Here is a 14,355-nt window from a genome sequence, read left to right on the forward strand (position 1 = left end):
AATTCCCGCGCGTGCGTCTCTCCATTTTCGGAGTCCGTTTTGCCGATGTCTCGTGGCCCTCTCACGGGTTCTGTGGTTTGCTTGCTCGCCAGCCTCGTCGCTGGCTGTGGCGCCCCGGGAATCGTCAGTCCGACCCTGAACGCTCAGGCGAGGCTATCCGGCCAGCCGGTATCCTTCGAGGCGAACGCTCAGGATCTCATGCCGACGGGCGCTATTGCGCTTCCAACCCCCTCGTCCAAGGCGGTCGCCAGCGTCGAGGGGGGCGACGGCCGAATGATCGGCTCGACCGCCGCCAAGTCGAGCTCCGCGGCAGCCAACGGCAATGTAGTCCTCAATCTCGCCAACGTTCCCCTGCAGCAGGCTGCCAAGACGGTCTTGGGCGATCTGATCGGCGTCAACTACGTGGTCGATCCTCGCGTCGATGGGGTTGTTTCGGTCCAGACCAGTAGCCCGGTCTCCAAGGCGGACGCTCTCGAACTCTTCCAGACGGCCATCGCACCTATCGGCGCGGTATTGGTCCAGAACCGCGGCATCTACCGGATCGCTCCGGCCGACCAGGCCGCGACCGGGACTGTAAGCACCGTCCGCGATGCCACCAACAGTGCAGTCACGGGCAGTGGCGTCCGCATCGTACAGCTGAAATACGTCGCCGCCACGGAGGTGGCGCGTGTGCTTGAGCCGATGGTGCCGAAAGGTGCGATCGTTCAGGCCGACGACGCACGCAACATCATCGCGTTGAAGGGCTCACAAGCCGAAATAGACAGCATGCTCGACTCGGTTTCGATATTTGATGTCGATGTGATGAAGGGCATGTCTTTCGCAGTCGTGCCCGTCAAGGCCGCTCAGCCTGAAAAGATGGTCGACGAGCTGAAAGCGGTATTTGCCTCGGACAAGGAAGGCCCCCTAAAGGGGAGGGTGCGGTTCATTGCCAATACGAGGCTTGGTGCGATCCTAGTCGTGACCTCCAATCCGAGCTACCTGCCGCGCGCGCAATCCTGGATCAAGCGGCTTGATGCCCGCGCAAGCGGCACGGAGCCGCAACTGCACGTCTATCAGGTCCAGAACCGGACAGCAGCCGAACTCGCCGGAATCCTTCAGTCCATGTTCTCGCAAGAGATGAAGGTCGTGCGCCCGACGAGCCGAAACGTCTCGCCGAAATCCAAGCAGGTCTCCTTCGCAAGCGACACGACGAAATCTTCAACAGCTGGCTCGGGGGCTTCGGAACCCATGATGCAAGCCGGGTTGGGAAAGACGGCGGATCCGCTGGGAACGTCGCGTTCTGCCAACACCGACTTCGACGGCCAGGCCACCGACATCGCCGACAATGGCTCTGCATCGAACGGCGCTCCCGAGCCGATCATGAAGATCGTTGCCGATGAAACCAAGAACTCGCTGCTGATCATGGCGAATGACCGCGACTACCAGCGTGTATTGCGTGTCGTGCAGGGGCTCGACGTGGTGGCCAGCCAGGTTTTGATCGAGGCCGTCATCGCGGAGGTGTCTCTCAACGACGACCTCCAGTTCGGGCTGCAGTGGCAGTTTGCCAAGAACGGCACCCCGACTGCGACATTCTCCAATGCCCTCAATGGTGCCGTAGCGGCCTCTTTCCCCGGCTTTAACTATGCCGTCAACACGGCAAACATAGCTGCGACCCTTAGCGCGCTGAACGCGCTGACTCACGTCAACATCATCTCGACGCCGTCGCTGATGGTGCTCGACAACAAGACGGCGCGCCTCCAAATCGGCGACCAGGTTCCGATCACGACCCAGACCGCGACGAGCACGGTCACCGCCCAGACGGCGATCGTGAACTCCATCACGATGCAGGATACCGGCGTGATTCTCTCGGTGACGCCGCGGATCAACGAGAGCGGGCGTGTGCAGCTCGACATCGAGCAGGAAGTCAGCAGTGTCGTGAAGACCACGACGTCGAACATCGATTCCCCGACCATTCAGCAGCGACGCGTCAAGACGACAGTTGTCGTGAGTGACGGCGAGGTCCTGGCGCTCGGCGGCATGATCCAGGACAGCGCGAACAAAAGCAGCAACCAGTTGCCGATCCTCGGAGACATCCCCGGCATCGGTGCGGTGTTCGCAAATCGAAAGGACTCGGTTCAAAAGACCGAGCTCGTCATCCTGATCACTCCGAAAGTGGTTCGCGATGGCACGGAAAGCCGGCTGGTCACCGAGGAATACCGGCGCAAAATGAACGTCTATATGCCGCACGCTACGACGCGCCAGCGGGCACCCTTCAATACGGCGCAACGCCTGGTGACGCCGTGACACGTTCCGCTCCCACGGTCTCCTGGTTGGGCATGGTTTGCGCGCTGCCGCTTCTGTTGGCCGGTTGCGTGACCGACCAGCCTTCGGTGATCGATCCACCACCGCCCTACATGCTGCTGCCTGTCGACGAGTCGATGTCCTGCAACGCGATCGCCGGTTCGTTCCGCTTTTCGGTCAAGCGCGCTGCGCGCCTTGAATATTGGCTCGCTGCCGGATCACTGGCGGGCTACGATTCCGACAGATTTCCGCTCGATGCACCCAAGCAGCTGGTGGACGAACGCCGCCGGTTGGATGCGTTGACCGATCTCCAGCGCACAAAGGGATGCACGGTGATCGAGCCTGGTCCGGCCGTCGCAGAGGAGAGAGAGCGGTTGGAAGAGTCGGCGAGAAATTCCAGGCCTCAGGCCGTTCTTCGGTCAAAGGGCTGACCGCCCCCGCCCTTCGGCGCTAGAGCTTGATGCAAGCCTGTGCCGGCTCGCTGGACGGCGGCGGGCTCGCGGAGCCGTCCATGATATCGCCACGGCGCCATTCGCGAATGGCATATGGCCGGGCGGAGGATGCTCCGAATGATACGAGAGCTTCCCGTATGAACCTGGACCCATCGCTGGCGCGAACGTCCGCTCGAATCGTGAAATGTCCGGGCAGCGTCGGGCGCCTGGGCTCCGTCCGGCCCTGATCGAGACCCATCAGCAAACGCAAGGCCGGCGTCATTGCTTCCGGTGCGGGCTCGCCCCGGCCTGAGAGCGTCGTTGTGTAGCGCATGGCCGAACGGAGCAATGCGGGCGACATGCCGTCGACCTGATCCAGCTCGAGGATGGTCGAAAAGCCGGAGCTCCTGACCTCGTTCGCAGCGTTCGTCGGTGCGGTCTGATTGCTGGAGGATACCGCCTGGTTGGCAGTCTCTCTGCGCTGAAGCGGCTTCCGGAAATTGATGACGTTCTGTGCGATCCTGCTTCCGAGCGCCTTGTCTTGCGTGGCTGCTGCGAAAAAACGCTCGAGCGTTGTGAGGCTGGCGGCATTGATGTCAATCTTGCCGACCTCCTCTTCGACCATGATTTCGGCCTGCTCGCCTCCCGGCATCCGGCATTTCTTCGGAAAGCGCGTGTTTGGCGTCGGCGAGAGAATGCTCGCGATGGCAAAATTCACAGCGCTTTCTGCGGCCACCGCCGACGAAAGCACGGAGCTGTCGGCCAAAGCGGCTCGGGCTCGATAGCGAGCGCCGACGATCACGGCTGCGCCGAGCAACGTGAGGAAGCCCAGACCCCAGATCACCGTAATCAAAGCGAAACCGCGGTGCCTGCGGAAGCCCGGTGGAGGCCTATTCGGGACGCCGGGACGATGCCGCATGCGGGGACGTGCAGGCGCAACCGACGTGGATTGTGCTCGCAAGGGTTGGCCTCGTTCGCCGCATCGATTGCGAGTTCGTAAATGAAAATGGCAAATAAAGTATGAAAAGCCTTAATTAACAAAATCGTTCTAGCGTGAAGTCCATATTTTAATGTCAGGACTTCCGAGAGCCGATGCCCGCCGATCTACAGACATTGACACGCGAGGGGCTGCCGGCGGCGGGCGTGGTCAAGGTCCTGACGCCGAAGGAGGACGGATACGCCGACGCGTTCGCCGGGCTCCTGGTGCGCGAGGGCCTCGTCGACCCCGGAGCGGTTGCCAGGGCCAGGCGCGCTTCGGAAGCCGCGTCCGAACGCCTGGACATCGTCATGGTGAAGCTCGGTCTGCTCTCGGAGGCGGATCTCTGCGGCGCGTATGCCGCGTATTGCGGGCTCAAGGTCGTACGATCGTCCGACGTTCCGCCGCAACCGGTGCTGGCTGAGCGGCTGAAGCTGCCTTTCCTCAAAGCCAGCCGCACCTTGCCGATATCGGCGTCCGACGGAGTGCTGCTGCTCGCGACAGTTGATCCGTTCGACGAAGAGGCACACAGGGCGATCGGCTACATGCTTGGCTGGAAGGTCGAGCTCGCGGTGATCGCCCCCGCAGACATCGAACGTGCATTTCGCAAGCTCTATCAAGATACGGGCGTCCCGTCGACCGGCGACGACCAGGGAATGATCGCGGTCGGCGCGACCGACGGCAACGAGATGGACGTCGAGCGCCTGCGCGACATCGCCAACGAAGCGCCGATCATACGCTTGGTGAATCAGATTATCGCAGGTGCGGTCGAGCGCGGAGCGTCCGATATTCACATCGAGCCGGGGCGCGACACGGTTCTGGTCCGGTTCAGGCTTGACGGATTTCTTCAGCAGGAACGCGTCGTGCCCTCAACGCTCAAGGCCGCCCTGACGACACGCGTCAAGATCATGGCCAAGCTGGACATCGCCGAGCGTCGTCTGCCGCAGGACGGGCGAATCAAGACCGCCGTCCGCGGCACGGAGATAGACGTGCGCGTGTCGACTTTACCGACGGCCTTCGGCGAGAGCCTTGTCTTGCGAATTCTCGACCGCACCAGGGTTGAACTCGACTTCTCCAAGCTCGGCCTCGATCAGGACATTCAGGCCGGGCTGCACCGGCTCATGTCGTTGCCGAGCGGCATCATCCTGGTTACGGGCCCGACGGGAAGTGGCAAGACGACGACGCTATATACCGCGCTGAAGGAACTGAATCGTCCGGAATTGAAGCTCTTCACCGTCGAGGATCCGATCGAATATCAGCTCGCTGGCATCAACCAGATCCAGGTTCAGCCCCAGATTGGTCTGGACTTCCCGGCGGCGCTCCGCTCGATCCTGCGTCAAGATCCGGATATTATCATGGTTGGCGAAATTCGTGACCTTGAGACGGCGCGGATCGCCGTCCAGGCGTCGCTGACCGGTCACTTGGTCTTCTCGACGCTTCACACCAACAGCGCCATCGCTGCCATCACACGCCTGATGGACATCGGCATCGAACGCTACCTGCTTGCGTCGACGCTCACCGGTGTGATGGCTCAGCGTCTCGTGCGCAGACTATGTCCGCACTGCGCGCGCCCGGCCGTCTATTGCGCCGAGGCTACCTCGCGGCTGAAATGGCCCGTTCCGGAAGGTCTTGCAATCGATTGGGCGGGGGCGCGTGAGGCCGTTGGCTGTGACGCTTGTTATGGCACCGGCTATCTCGGGCGAACTAGCGTTGCCGAGCTCCTTGTCATCGATGACGACATGCGGGAGGCAGTCGGCAGGCGGAATGATGATCGACGGACGATGGTCGCTCTCGCGCGTCATGCAGGCTTCCACACTCTCTATGAGGCCGGCCTCGTCAAAGTCTCACGGGGTGAGACAACGATTGAGGAAGTGCTCAGGGTTTCGCGATCGAGTTAGGAGAGCATCGCGTGTCCACGTTCCAGTATCGCGCTTATACCAGGCAAGGTGTCGTTACTTCGGGCACGATCGTCGCCGAAGAACTCGACGCGGCCGTCGAGGCGCTCTATGGCTCTGGCCTGACGCCGGTGGAGACGGTGCTTTGCGCCGATCATGATCCGCCGCCGGCCACTCGCCCGATCGAACGAAGTGCTCTTGGCCTGCGCGGGCAGGGGGCCGGCCGCGTCGGACTGAAGGATTTGTCTGCATTCACGACCGAACTTGCGTCACTCGTGAGTTCTGGCGTTCCCGTCGATGCGTCGTTTCGAGTGCTCGCTGGCGCCGGTGCATCACCTAAGCGGATCGCGCTCGCGAACGGATTGCTCAAGGATATTCTGGCCGGTCTGCAACTGTCCGAGGCCATGGGGCGAAGGCCTGAGGTTTTTCCCCCTGACTACGTTGCGATCCTGGCCGGCGGCGAAGCCGGTGGCCAGACTGCGCAGGCGCTCACTTTGCTGGGAGAGATGCTGGCCCGGCGGGTCGAGATCAGAAACAAGATTCGCGGATCTCTGGTCTATCCGGCGATTTTGCTGATGATGTCGTTGATGTCGATCGCCGTGATCGTCTTCGTGCTGATCCCGAATCTCACGCCAGTCTTTTCTGATGCCGGCCTGCCTTTGCCGGGCATCCTGGCAGTGATTGCCGACCTGCCAGACAATTGGCCCAAGCTTCTGCTTTGCAGCGCGCTCGGTACTGTCGTGGGTTGGATTGCCTATCGCAGAGTTTCCAGCGACGAAATGATGATGAGGAAGCTCGACCGCCTCAAATGTCGCCTGCCCATCATCGGGCCTCTTGTTCAGCGACGTGAGGCAAGCCAGTTTGCGCGCTCGGCCGGCAGCCTTCTCGAGGCCCGGGTGCCGCTCATGACCGCGTTACAGACGGCCCGCTCGTTGGTGAGCAATCGATATTTGAGTGCTCGCTACAGCGAGGCGATCGGCCGGGTGCCCGAGGGCCGGGCGCTGAATCAAGTGCTCGAAGGGCTGGGGTTGATTCCTCCTGCGATGATACGCCTCATCGCGGTAGGCGAGGAGACTGGACAGCTCGCAAAGATGCTCGTCCGCGTCGCTTCCAACCTGGAAAGCGAGGTTCAGAGCAAGATTGAGCAACTCGTTGGGCTCCTTACCCCGTTGCTGACCGTCGGGATCGGCGGGCTTGTTGGCGCCTTGATCCTTCAGGTGATGAGCGCCGTCTTGTCCATCAACAATCTGGCCTATCAATGAGCCGGATCGTTTCAACGTCCGGGGGCTTCTCGCTGATCGAAACACTCGTCGTTCTTTCGATCATGGCGCTGGTCTCGGCCGCGGTCCTGGCGGCCAAGCCAAGAACGGCGGCCGCGCGGATCAATGCCGAAGCGCGCTCGATGGCTGCGAGCCTTCAACTCGCTCGCAGCCGGGCCCGAGCCCGCAACGCTGAAATTGTCGTTGGCGTCGATACCCAGAATGGGCGCTTTGGAACCGCCGACGCGATGCGTCGGTTGCCTGTCGGCATGGACGTGTCCTTGACTGTCGCAGCAACTGAGCGGCATGGCGCAGTCGGCGGCGTGCGGTTCTATCCGGATGGTCGTTCGAGTGGCGGAGAAATCCTGCTCACCTATCGGGGACGCACGGAGCGTGTCGTCGTCAACTGGTTTACTGGCGACGCGAGGATCGAGTGATGCCGGCTCGCGCGTCGACATGCAGGTCGTCCGCTTGTAGCAGCCGTCTCACGGCCCAACGCGGCTTCACCCTGATCGAAGTGCTGATCGCCTTCGTCGTGCTTGCCGTCGGTCTCGGCACCCTGGCGGTTGGAATTACGACGGCTTTGCGGACCGATGCCAGGGTGCATAACAAGCATATTCTCGACCAGATTGCTGAATCCAGGCTCGAGGCGGCTGGCCGGTCCGGTCCGCTGAAGAGCGGTCGTCGCGAGGGGCGCACCGGGCGGTATCGCTGGCGGGAGGTCGTGACCGCTGTCCAGTTCGGAAAAACCGCGACGCAGGATGGAGCCACTGCTCCGGGCAACATGGTCGTACCGTCGTGGGTCGAAATCGTCGTGCAGGACGAGGCCGGGGCGGAGACGAAGCTGGCTGCCCTCAAGCTAGCCCCGGGAGCTGTACAATGAGGGGATACGGACGGCCTCGGCGGTTTCGCGGGACCCGTCGTCGCAATTCCGAACGCGGGCTCACCTTGATCGAGCTTCTGGTGTCTCTCGCAATCCTCATGATTCTGACGAGCTTTATCGTCGGCGGATTGTCCACCGCTATCCGCGCATTTGGTGCAGACCGCCGCAACAGCGTCGAAGTGGCGACCAACGCCGCAGGGGAGAGCCTCCGCAGCTTGATCGCCTCGGCCATACCCGCGGCCAATGCGCTGCAAGCCGGCAGCCTGCTGTTTGACGGGCAACGTGAAGAATTGCGGTTCGTGGCTCTGAGTGAGGGGCGCGCATTGCGAGGGGGGCCGCAGGAGATCCGTATTCGTCGGCGCGACGATGAGTTGATTATCGAGGTGTTCGGATCGTTGCGAGAAAGCGATGCTCGCAAGTCGCCGGTTTCCTCAACCACCATTGTGATGGGCCTGCGCGACATACGCTTCCGCTATTTCGGGGTGACCGGCGCGAAGGGCGAGGCGGTCTGGCGCGATGACTGGATCAAAGCTGGGCGATTGCCTGCGCTGGTCGAGATTGGTTTCAATTTCAAGGAGGCGGCGCGCAATGGTCCCGCGGTCGTCGTGGCGCTTCGCAACGAAGGAGCGCCCGGCGGCTCCTAGCCGCGGCTGGGGTTACGCCTCGTCAACAATTGGTAAATATATTGGCCAGATCGATGTTCGGATTTGCAGGGAAAATGGACCGATGACCGGCGTCTCGGTGACAAGACTGCAGGCCCCGCGTGCGCTTGCGGAGGGGTGGCAGAAGTTCGCGCGCTGGTGGGTGAATGAACTGCGTGAGTGTTCGCCAAAGACCTGGCATCGCGTCTTGCAGGCTCGGGTCGAAACGCGGCTATTCATCTGGGCGGACAACGATGCCGTGGTCTGTCATTTGGTTGCTCCGTCGGGCGTTCAGGAACGCCGCTTTCAAGCGGGACGTCTGAACCGCTCGCAGGTCGATGATTGGCTTGTGGAATGTGGATGCGAACGCGATGCCGTGCAGGTCGGCGTTGCATTGGAATCCGATCTCTTCTTTCAGCGCGAGTTCAGGCTGCCGCGATCGGAGCTCGACGCACTGAAGCGGATTCTCGCGCAAGAGGTCGTTCATCGCACGCCATTCCAGCTCGCCGACATCTGGCATGGTGTAACGCCGGACGCGCCGTCGAATGACGGTGTGGCGGCCTTTCGGCACTGGATCATTCCCAAGGATCGGGTCGAGACCGCGATCGCCCGGTTGGGCTTACAAGTGTCGGAGATCGATTTCATCGCGGTCACGCCGGCGACTGGTGCGCCCATCGCTGTTGTGATCCTGGGAGAAAGTCGGCAGGATGATCCGCCCTGGGTGTTGCGGGCAACCCGCATCCTTGCGGTCGTTCTGTTGGTTGCCACAATGGCTTCATTGCTCGGATTCGAGTGGTGGCAGTCAAGTCGGGCGGCGGGGCTCGAGGACGAACTCTACGAAGCAAAGCAGGGCGTTCAACTTGGACAACAGGGCGCGGGATCGCCTGTTCGCCTCGTGGCGCTCAAGGCCGTGCCGGGCAGCCTCGCGGCCTGGGACGAGCTGTCTCGTGTTATTCCGGACCATACATTCCTGACGGAGGTCCGAATTGCCGCCGGAACTATCACGTTGTCGGGTGTGTCGTCCGATGCCGCCCGACTCGTGCGAACCCTGGATGGCTCTCGCCTTTTCACCGGTGCAACTCTGGTGGGGCCAATCACGCCCGACGCCACCGAGCGGCGGGATCGGTTTCGCATGAGCCTGAAACTCCGCAAGGTTGGCGCAGGCCGGGTTTCCAAGCCGGTGGAAAGGCCTGAATCGTGACTCGCGCGCTTCTCCGGCGGCGGCTGATTTTCTTCGGGCTGAACGGCGCGATCGCGCTGGCCGTCTGCCTTGCGATCCTGGCGCCAATCGCCTCTCACTTCGCTGAGCGCAATGACGACATATTGGATAGCGCAGCGCAGCTGGCGCAGATCCGGCGCGTCGCGGAAGAGGCGGCCAAGCTCGCCAAGACCTCGACATCGGATATTGACCCGTATCTGCCGGGAGCCGAGGAGCGCGTGGCGAGCGCCGACCTTCAAGCCAACCTCCAAGCCCTGGCTGGCGCCAAGGGATTGGCGGTCCAGGCCGTCCGCGGTCTACCGGGCCGTCAGGCGGGACAATGGCGGGCAATCCCGGTCGGACTGGAGGTCGAGGGCGCGGCCGCTGCTGTGCGAGAGCTGGTTGCCGCGATCGAGACCCAGACGCCGTTCCTGTTCATCACAGACTTGTCGCTGCGAACACTCGCCGACGGTGACGATAGTCGTATGCGTGCGAGCCTGACGGTCGAAGGAGCGCTGCGCAGCTCGCCTGCTTCATCTGCCGGACCGTTGTTGAGCGAGAACCGACCCGGCGGCGATGTGAGGGCAACCAACCGATGACGGAGTTGGCATCCCAAAACGATCGGTGGCGGCTTTGGCAGGCCATCCAAAGGTCACGTATCGAGCTTGCGGCCGCGCGCTTTCACCAGCTCGTGCGTATCCAAATCCCCAGCGAGCGAGAGCTGAAGTCTGTGGCGCCTCTCAGGCGGGGTTTGTTGCTTGGTCTTGCCGCGCTGACGGCGCTCGCGGTCATTGCTCCCATCGTGGCCATCGTGTCACTGGAGTTCGCGATCGCCAGCCAGTCTGCGTCGGGAAGTGGCGGCCGAGCCCCAGTGGGCCGAGAGAGCCGGGGCGCCGGGAGCTACGAGAATATCTTGCAGCGTCCGCTCTTTTCCCGGAACCGCCAGCTCCTGGCTGTTGCTGCGCCTCCCGTCGTGGTCGATGCGCCAGCGTCATCGGCGCGAGTGATGCTCGACCCCAGCGTCGCGCTCAGAGGCGTGTTCATGAATGGTGACCAAGCCAAGGCGTTCCTGACCTCATCGGACCATCCGGTGGGGACATGGATCGCGTTGAATGAGCAATGGTCGGGTTGGCGGCTCTCCGAGGTCAAGCCGAACGAGATTGTGCTCGAGGCCGACGGTGAACGGCAGACTCTAGCGTTGACCGTCCTGAAATGATCACCGAGCTGCGTAAAACGGCGACGCGTACCGGCCACTACCTGACGCGCTCTCTGGTTTGCCGCGAGCCCTACCGGGACCAGGTGCTTGTCGTCTGGCTCCTGGTTTTTGGATTGTTCTGGATCCTCCTCAGCGGCCAAGTCGACCAGACGTGGGTCGCCTATTCCGCGCTAAGCGGTGTGCTCGCCATCCTCCTGGCGGCCATCTGCGCAATTGATGCCCGTTTTGGCATTATCCCCGACAAGCTCGTCGGCGCGACGGCGGCAAGCGGCCTGGTCGCGGTCTGGCTTCTCAATCCGGACGAGATCATGTACCGCCTCGCGGAAGTGGTCATCGTGGCGATAGCGATTGCCGCCTTTCATGCGATCTATCGCTGGGTTCGCGGCTATGATGGACTGGGCTTCGGTGACGTGAAGTTTCTTGCTGCCGCTACATTTTGGATCGGCCTTCGCTCGCTTCCAGCATTGCTTCTGATCGCAGTCGTCTCGGCGCTCGTCAGTGCATTTCTGCTCAAGTCGGCGCGCTATGAGGTCGACGGCCGGCATGCCATTCCGTTTGGCCCTCATCTCGCAGTTGGGCTTTGGTTGGCCTGGGTGTTCGATCCGATGAGCTTGGTGTCGGGATAGGCAAGCAATCGTTGAATGCGCGCTTGAGTCTCACGCTTCCTTCCTGGCCGCCAAAAAGAACTGAACGAGCCGGACCGCGGCAATGCCCGCGCAGCCTGCGACGATCTTCTCAGACGCGTCGAACACGGTGCCGTGGCGATCGGGGGTGAGCGTCTGAAGCAACTCGAAAATGATGGCGCTTCCGATCACGATCGCGCAAACCATGCGTGTGCGCCGAGGGTAGGCCAATGCGAACAGGCTACCGAGTGTCAGGAAGGCGATGGCGTGCTCCAAATGCGCCCACGTCGGGATATCCACCCCGAAAAGGAGCGGTTTGACCCTGCTGTAGACGAAATAGATGAACTGCACCTTGGTCAGCGTGCCGTAACCGATCAGGGACACTGCGGCCCAGGCGGCGATGGCAAGCGCGGTTGTGGCAGTCGATCTATTCATTCCTCGCTTATGCAGGGCAAAGCGCGAACCGTCCATAGTTTTCGCGGTGAGATCCTCTCCGAGGGGATAGGCTCCTTGCGTTAACCGGTCTTTGTCGGTCTCGTCGCGCTCGAAAGCTTAACCACGTCTCGGGCGAGCAGTACTCGCCTCGGCCGAGAGTAGGATAGATTGGCCATCGTCGCGCAAAGGGGAGGGCGAACGGAGCCAGGAGATCGATGAAAGCCACGACGTTTACTATAGCCACTATCGCGATTATGGCGGCACTCGCTCCTTCCATTGTCGAAGCGGGCGACGGGGCGAGACTTTATCGCAGGCCTCATTGGCGCAGCGCTTACGGATATGATGCACGCCTCGTGCGGATTGCACCCCCTGTGGTGAGCGTCGTGACGCCAGACCTCTCCTATCCCGTCGCACGTTACGTCTACAGCAGGCTGGATGACGGTTACGACTATCCATTCGGCTACGGCGAATACGCGATCTATGGGAGGTGGGCGCGCGATGGTTATGGTCGCCCGGACGTGACGCGATGTCGTCTGGTTTGGTTCGACGGTCCGCGATTGCGCAGCCTTAATCGCTGCAATTGATACCAGTCTCTGCGCGGAAGGATCGGGGCCGGTCTGCGCTTTGGCCGATGATCACAGGGAGACGCGTCTCCAGTGTCGGTCAGAGCCGTGCGTGAACACCAATCTCACTTGCCGTTTATACGCGTCCGCTTGTTGCTGCTCCGCTTGGGCCTCTTCATTGTCGAGGTCAAACTCTCCTTCCGCACGGCCTTGCGAAGCGAGAGAACCTCTGCATAGCGCAAGTACAACGATTTCTCGATCGGATCGCGTGCAATGCTCTTGGACACGTTGATGCGCTGCACGTCGGGTTTCTCCTGCAAACATTCAGCGGAATTCTGTTTTTTCGATCTGGTGCAGACCTATAGGAGCGGCCGGATTTCGATACAATCGAACTCGCCGGTTAAGCTTGACGGTCGATTCGTTTGATCCAGGAGCGCATTAACTTGCCGAAAAGCTTAACGCCTGGCTGTCGCGTGGCTGTGCATTCTCGCCGTCTTGCTACGCCCGTATTCAGACTGGCTCCAAGTCTCCGGTTCCATTAACTCGGTGAACACGAGGCGTGATGAGGATACCCCGAAATACAAAGGGTACTTGTCTGGGGGCATCATGACCGTCGACACGAAAAGATCTTCGGCGCCGCAGCGCGTCAGAAAGCTTCGTCATGGCAGGCGTCGGCCAGGCATGGCCGGGTATACGTTGCTTGAGCTGCTGGTCGTGATGGGCATCCTCGCTGCGCTTACCGCCATGGCGACGCCGCAAGTGATGGGCTATTTCGGGAAGGCGAAGACGCAGTCCGCTCAGCTTCAGATCGAGAATATCAACACGGCTCTCGAGATGTACTATGTGGAGAATGGCTCCTATCCGAGCTCGAGCGCTGGACTGAGGGCTTTGGTTGAAGCGACGCCGGAAGCGCCTCGCTGGAATGGCCCCTACTTGAAGAACGCCAGGACTTTGCTCGATCCGTGGGGACGGCCCTATCAGTACTCCGTGTCGGAGCAGGGCGAATACAATGTCTACTCGCTCGGGCCGACGGGTAAGGGCACCAGGAAGCCTGCCTCCGCAGCGAGCGCGAACCGCGCTTGGGCGGACAATGGGTGAAACGATGGAGCTGGACCTGCGCCCTTTGTTCGCTGAAGCCGGAGGCGGTGCGGTAACTTTCAAATAGCTGGCCCTCAACGCGCCGATGCAATTCGCGAGATTCGGGGACCTGGCTGGTTGGGAAGCGTGGTTGATTGGGAGAATTCCGAAACGCGGTGCAGGTGAATTGGAGTCGGGCTAGCGGTACCCTGCCTGGTTCGTCAGCCCCGATAGTCTTTCTTCCTACGCCCGGCTGAATTGACGGCCGCGGCGCAGCCGTTAAAGTCGGCTTTTTTAAATGAGATAACCCCCATGTCCTTATTTCGTTCTGGTGGTGTGCGCCTCAAGCCAAAGCTGACCCTCAGGTCTCTTTCCGAACTTTCGGGACTGCGAGCGCGAGCAAGCGACGGGAATGTGGCTGACCGGGGCGGGGCCGATCGTGCGGGCTTGGCCCAGAGAGTTGTCTGTGCGATGCGAAGGGGCGACGACGAAAAGCCTCGCGGCGGACAGGACTAATCTGCACTCATGCCGGTGTCAGGCGTCCGAATTTGCAGTCGCTGACAGTTGGACCAGACGTGTCGACTGCCCGAGCCCGGCGATCGCTACGTAAAAGCTGATGTTGGCTTTGGCTCGCCATCGCGGAAGACGGCTTCGTGGGCTATTTGGCGTATTTCAGATGATCGTGTTGCTGCGCCGCGATGGCATCGGCTCGCGCTTGTTCTAGTTCGACCTCACGCCTCAGCCTGAGCACTTCGTCGCGCATGCGACTGAGCACCGACTTTGGCGACCGACTTGCTGAAGGCTTGGATTGCTTCTTGCCCATACGGGAAGCAATATTGAGGCCCGCAGAACGAACAACAGGACTCGGAATTTAACCT

15 protein-coding genes are annotated in these 14,355 nt (G+C 61.5%); 13 read left to right on the top strand and 2 right to left on the bottom strand.

Annotation, left to right across the window (positions count from 1 at the left end; all coding sequences use genetic code 11):
- Positions 1-81: 81 nt before the first annotated feature.
- Together gspD and NLM32_RS13440 are read left to right on the top strand one after the other, a co-directional pair.
- Positions 82-2,283 carry a type II secretion system secretin GspD gene (gene gspD / locus NLM32_RS13435; protein WP_254129445.1) on the top strand — a complete coding sequence of 734 codons (2,202 nt, stop codon included), beginning with the start codon at positions 82-84 and terminating at the stop codon, positions 2,281-2,283.
- On the top strand, positions 2,280-2,711 hold the full coding sequence (locus tag NLM32_RS13440; protein WP_254129446.1) for a hypothetical protein: 432 nt from the start codon (positions 2,280-2,282) through the stop codon (positions 2,709-2,711). The genes gspD and NLM32_RS13440 overlap by 4 nt, the downstream gene beginning before the upstream one ends.
- 19 nt (positions 2,712-2,730) lie before the next feature.
- Here NLM32_RS13440 and NLM32_RS13445 read toward each other — a convergent pair whose 3' ends face one another.
- Positions 2,731-3,429 (bottom strand): type II secretion system protein GspK, encoded by a 699-nt coding sequence (locus tag NLM32_RS13445; protein WP_254129447.1) that lies wholly within the window; start codon positions 3,427-3,429, stop codon positions 2,731-2,733.
- Between the two features lie 374 nt (positions 3,430-3,803).
- Between NLM32_RS13445 and NLM32_RS13450 the strand changes: the two genes are divergently transcribed.
- The 9 genes from NLM32_RS13450 to NLM32_RS13490 all read left to right on the top strand — a co-directional run bounded on the left by NLM32_RS13450 (position 3,804) and on the right by NLM32_RS13490 (position 11,405).
- Positions 3,804-5,585 (top strand): GspE/PulE family protein, encoded by a 1,782-nt coding sequence (locus NLM32_RS13450; protein ID WP_254129448.1) that lies wholly within the window; start codon positions 3,804-3,806, stop codon positions 5,583-5,585.
- 11 nt (positions 5,586-5,596) lie between these two features.
- Complete coding sequence (locus NLM32_RS13455; RefSeq protein WP_254129449.1) at positions 5,597-6,844, top strand: type II secretion system F family protein; 1,248 nt, start codon at positions 5,597-5,599, stop codon at positions 6,842-6,844.
- A complete protein-coding gene (locus tag NLM32_RS13460) occupies positions 6,841-7,278 on the top strand; it encodes a GspH/FimT family pseudopilin (RefSeq protein ID WP_254129450.1) in 438 nt (145 codons plus the stop codon). Before NLM32_RS13455 ends, NLM32_RS13460 begins: the two co-directional genes overlap by 4 nt.
- Positions 7,278-7,724 carry a prepilin-type N-terminal cleavage/methylation domain-containing protein gene (locus NLM32_RS13465; RefSeq protein ID WP_254129451.1) on the top strand — a complete coding sequence of 149 codons (447 nt, stop codon included), beginning with the start codon at positions 7,278-7,280 and terminating at the stop codon, positions 7,722-7,724. Before NLM32_RS13460 ends, NLM32_RS13465 begins: the two co-directional genes overlap by 1 nt.
- Positions 7,721-8,368: a prepilin-type N-terminal cleavage/methylation domain-containing protein gene (locus NLM32_RS13470; protein ID WP_256568246.1), complete on the top strand. Its 648-nt coding sequence runs from the start codon at positions 7,721-7,723 to the stop codon at positions 8,366-8,368. Before NLM32_RS13465 ends, NLM32_RS13470 begins: the two co-directional genes overlap by 4 nt.
- Positions 8,369-8,450: 82 nt before the next feature.
- Positions 8,451-9,566, top strand: a complete 1,116-nt coding sequence (locus tag NLM32_RS13475; RefSeq protein WP_254129453.1) for a PilN domain-containing protein — start codon at positions 8,451-8,453, stop codon at positions 9,564-9,566.
- Positions 9,563-10,162: a type II secretion system protein GspM gene (gene gspM, locus NLM32_RS13480; RefSeq protein WP_254129454.1), complete on the top strand. Its 600-nt coding sequence runs from the start codon at positions 9,563-9,565 to the stop codon at positions 10,160-10,162. Before NLM32_RS13475 ends, gspM begins: the two co-directional genes overlap by 4 nt.
- Positions 10,159-10,779: a hypothetical protein gene (locus tag NLM32_RS13485; RefSeq protein WP_254129455.1), complete on the top strand. Its 621-nt coding sequence runs from the start codon at positions 10,159-10,161 to the stop codon at positions 10,777-10,779. Before gspM ends, NLM32_RS13485 begins: the two co-directional genes overlap by 4 nt.
- Positions 10,776-11,405 (top strand): A24 family peptidase, encoded by a 630-nt coding sequence (locus NLM32_RS13490; RefSeq protein WP_254129456.1) that lies wholly within the window; start codon positions 10,776-10,778, stop codon positions 11,403-11,405. The genes NLM32_RS13485 and NLM32_RS13490 overlap by 4 nt, the downstream gene beginning before the upstream one ends.
- Positions 11,406-11,435: 30 nt before the next feature.
- Here the strand turns inward: NLM32_RS13490 and NLM32_RS13495 are convergent, their stop codons facing one another.
- Positions 11,436-11,873 (bottom strand): VanZ family protein, encoded by a 438-nt coding sequence (locus NLM32_RS13495; protein ID WP_254129457.1) that lies wholly within the window; start codon positions 11,871-11,873, stop codon positions 11,436-11,438.
- 179 nt (positions 11,874-12,052) lie between these two features.
- Between NLM32_RS13495 and NLM32_RS13500 the strand changes: the two genes are divergently transcribed.
- Together NLM32_RS13500 and gspG are read left to right on the top strand one after the other, a co-directional pair.
- Positions 12,053-12,421, top strand: a complete 369-nt coding sequence (locus NLM32_RS13500; protein ID WP_254129458.1) for a hypothetical protein — start codon at positions 12,053-12,055, stop codon at positions 12,419-12,421.
- Between the two features lie 660 nt (positions 12,422-13,081).
- Positions 13,082-13,498 carry a type II secretion system major pseudopilin GspG gene (gspG, locus tag NLM32_RS13505; RefSeq protein ID WP_254129459.1) on the top strand — a complete coding sequence of 139 codons (417 nt, stop codon included), beginning with the start codon at positions 13,082-13,084 and terminating at the stop codon, positions 13,496-13,498.
- The last annotated feature ends 857 nt before the right edge of the window (positions 13,499-14,355 follow it).

This window comes from Bradyrhizobium sp. CCGUVB14 (genome assembly GCF_024199935.1).
GTDB lineage: Bacteria > Pseudomonadota > Alphaproteobacteria > Rhizobiales > Xanthobacteraceae > Bradyrhizobium.

Bases quoted from the DNA above. Each gene is read 5' to 3' on its own strand.
- NLM32_RS13450 (WP_254129448.1), top strand. From the start codon at position 3,804: ATGCCCGCCGATCTACAGACATTGACACGCGAGGGGCTGCCGGCGGCG.
- NLM32_RS13460 (WP_254129450.1), top strand. From the start codon at position 6,841: ATGAGCCGGATCGTTTCAACGTCCGGGGGCTTCTCGCTGATCGAAACA.
- NLM32_RS13465 (WP_254129451.1), top strand. From the start codon at position 7,278: ATGCCGGCTCGCGCGTCGACATGCAGGTCGTCCGCTTGTAGCAGCCGT.
- NLM32_RS13470 (WP_256568246.1), top strand. From the start codon at position 7,721: ATGAGGGGATACGGACGGCCTCGGCGGTTTCGCGGGACCCGTCGTCGC.
- NLM32_RS13475 (WP_254129453.1), top strand. From the start codon at position 8,451: ATGACCGGCGTCTCGGTGACAAGACTGCAGGCCCCGCGTGCGCTTGCG.
- NLM32_RS13485 (WP_254129455.1), top strand. From the start codon at position 10,159: ATGACGGAGTTGGCATCCCAAAACGATCGGTGGCGGCTTTGGCAGGCC.
- NLM32_RS13490 (WP_254129456.1), top strand. From the start codon at position 10,776: ATGATCACCGAGCTGCGTAAAACGGCGACGCGTACCGGCCACTACCTG.
- NLM32_RS13495 (WP_254129457.1), bottom strand. From the start codon at position 11,873: ATGGACGGTTCGCGCTTTGCCCTGCATAAGCGAGGAATGAATAGATCG.
- NLM32_RS13500 (WP_254129458.1), top strand. From the start codon at position 12,053: ATGAAAGCCACGACGTTTACTATAGCCACTATCGCGATTATGGCGGCA.
- gspG (WP_254129459.1), top strand. From the start codon at position 13,082: ATGGCCGGGTATACGTTGCTTGAGCTGCTGGTCGTGATGGGCATCCTC.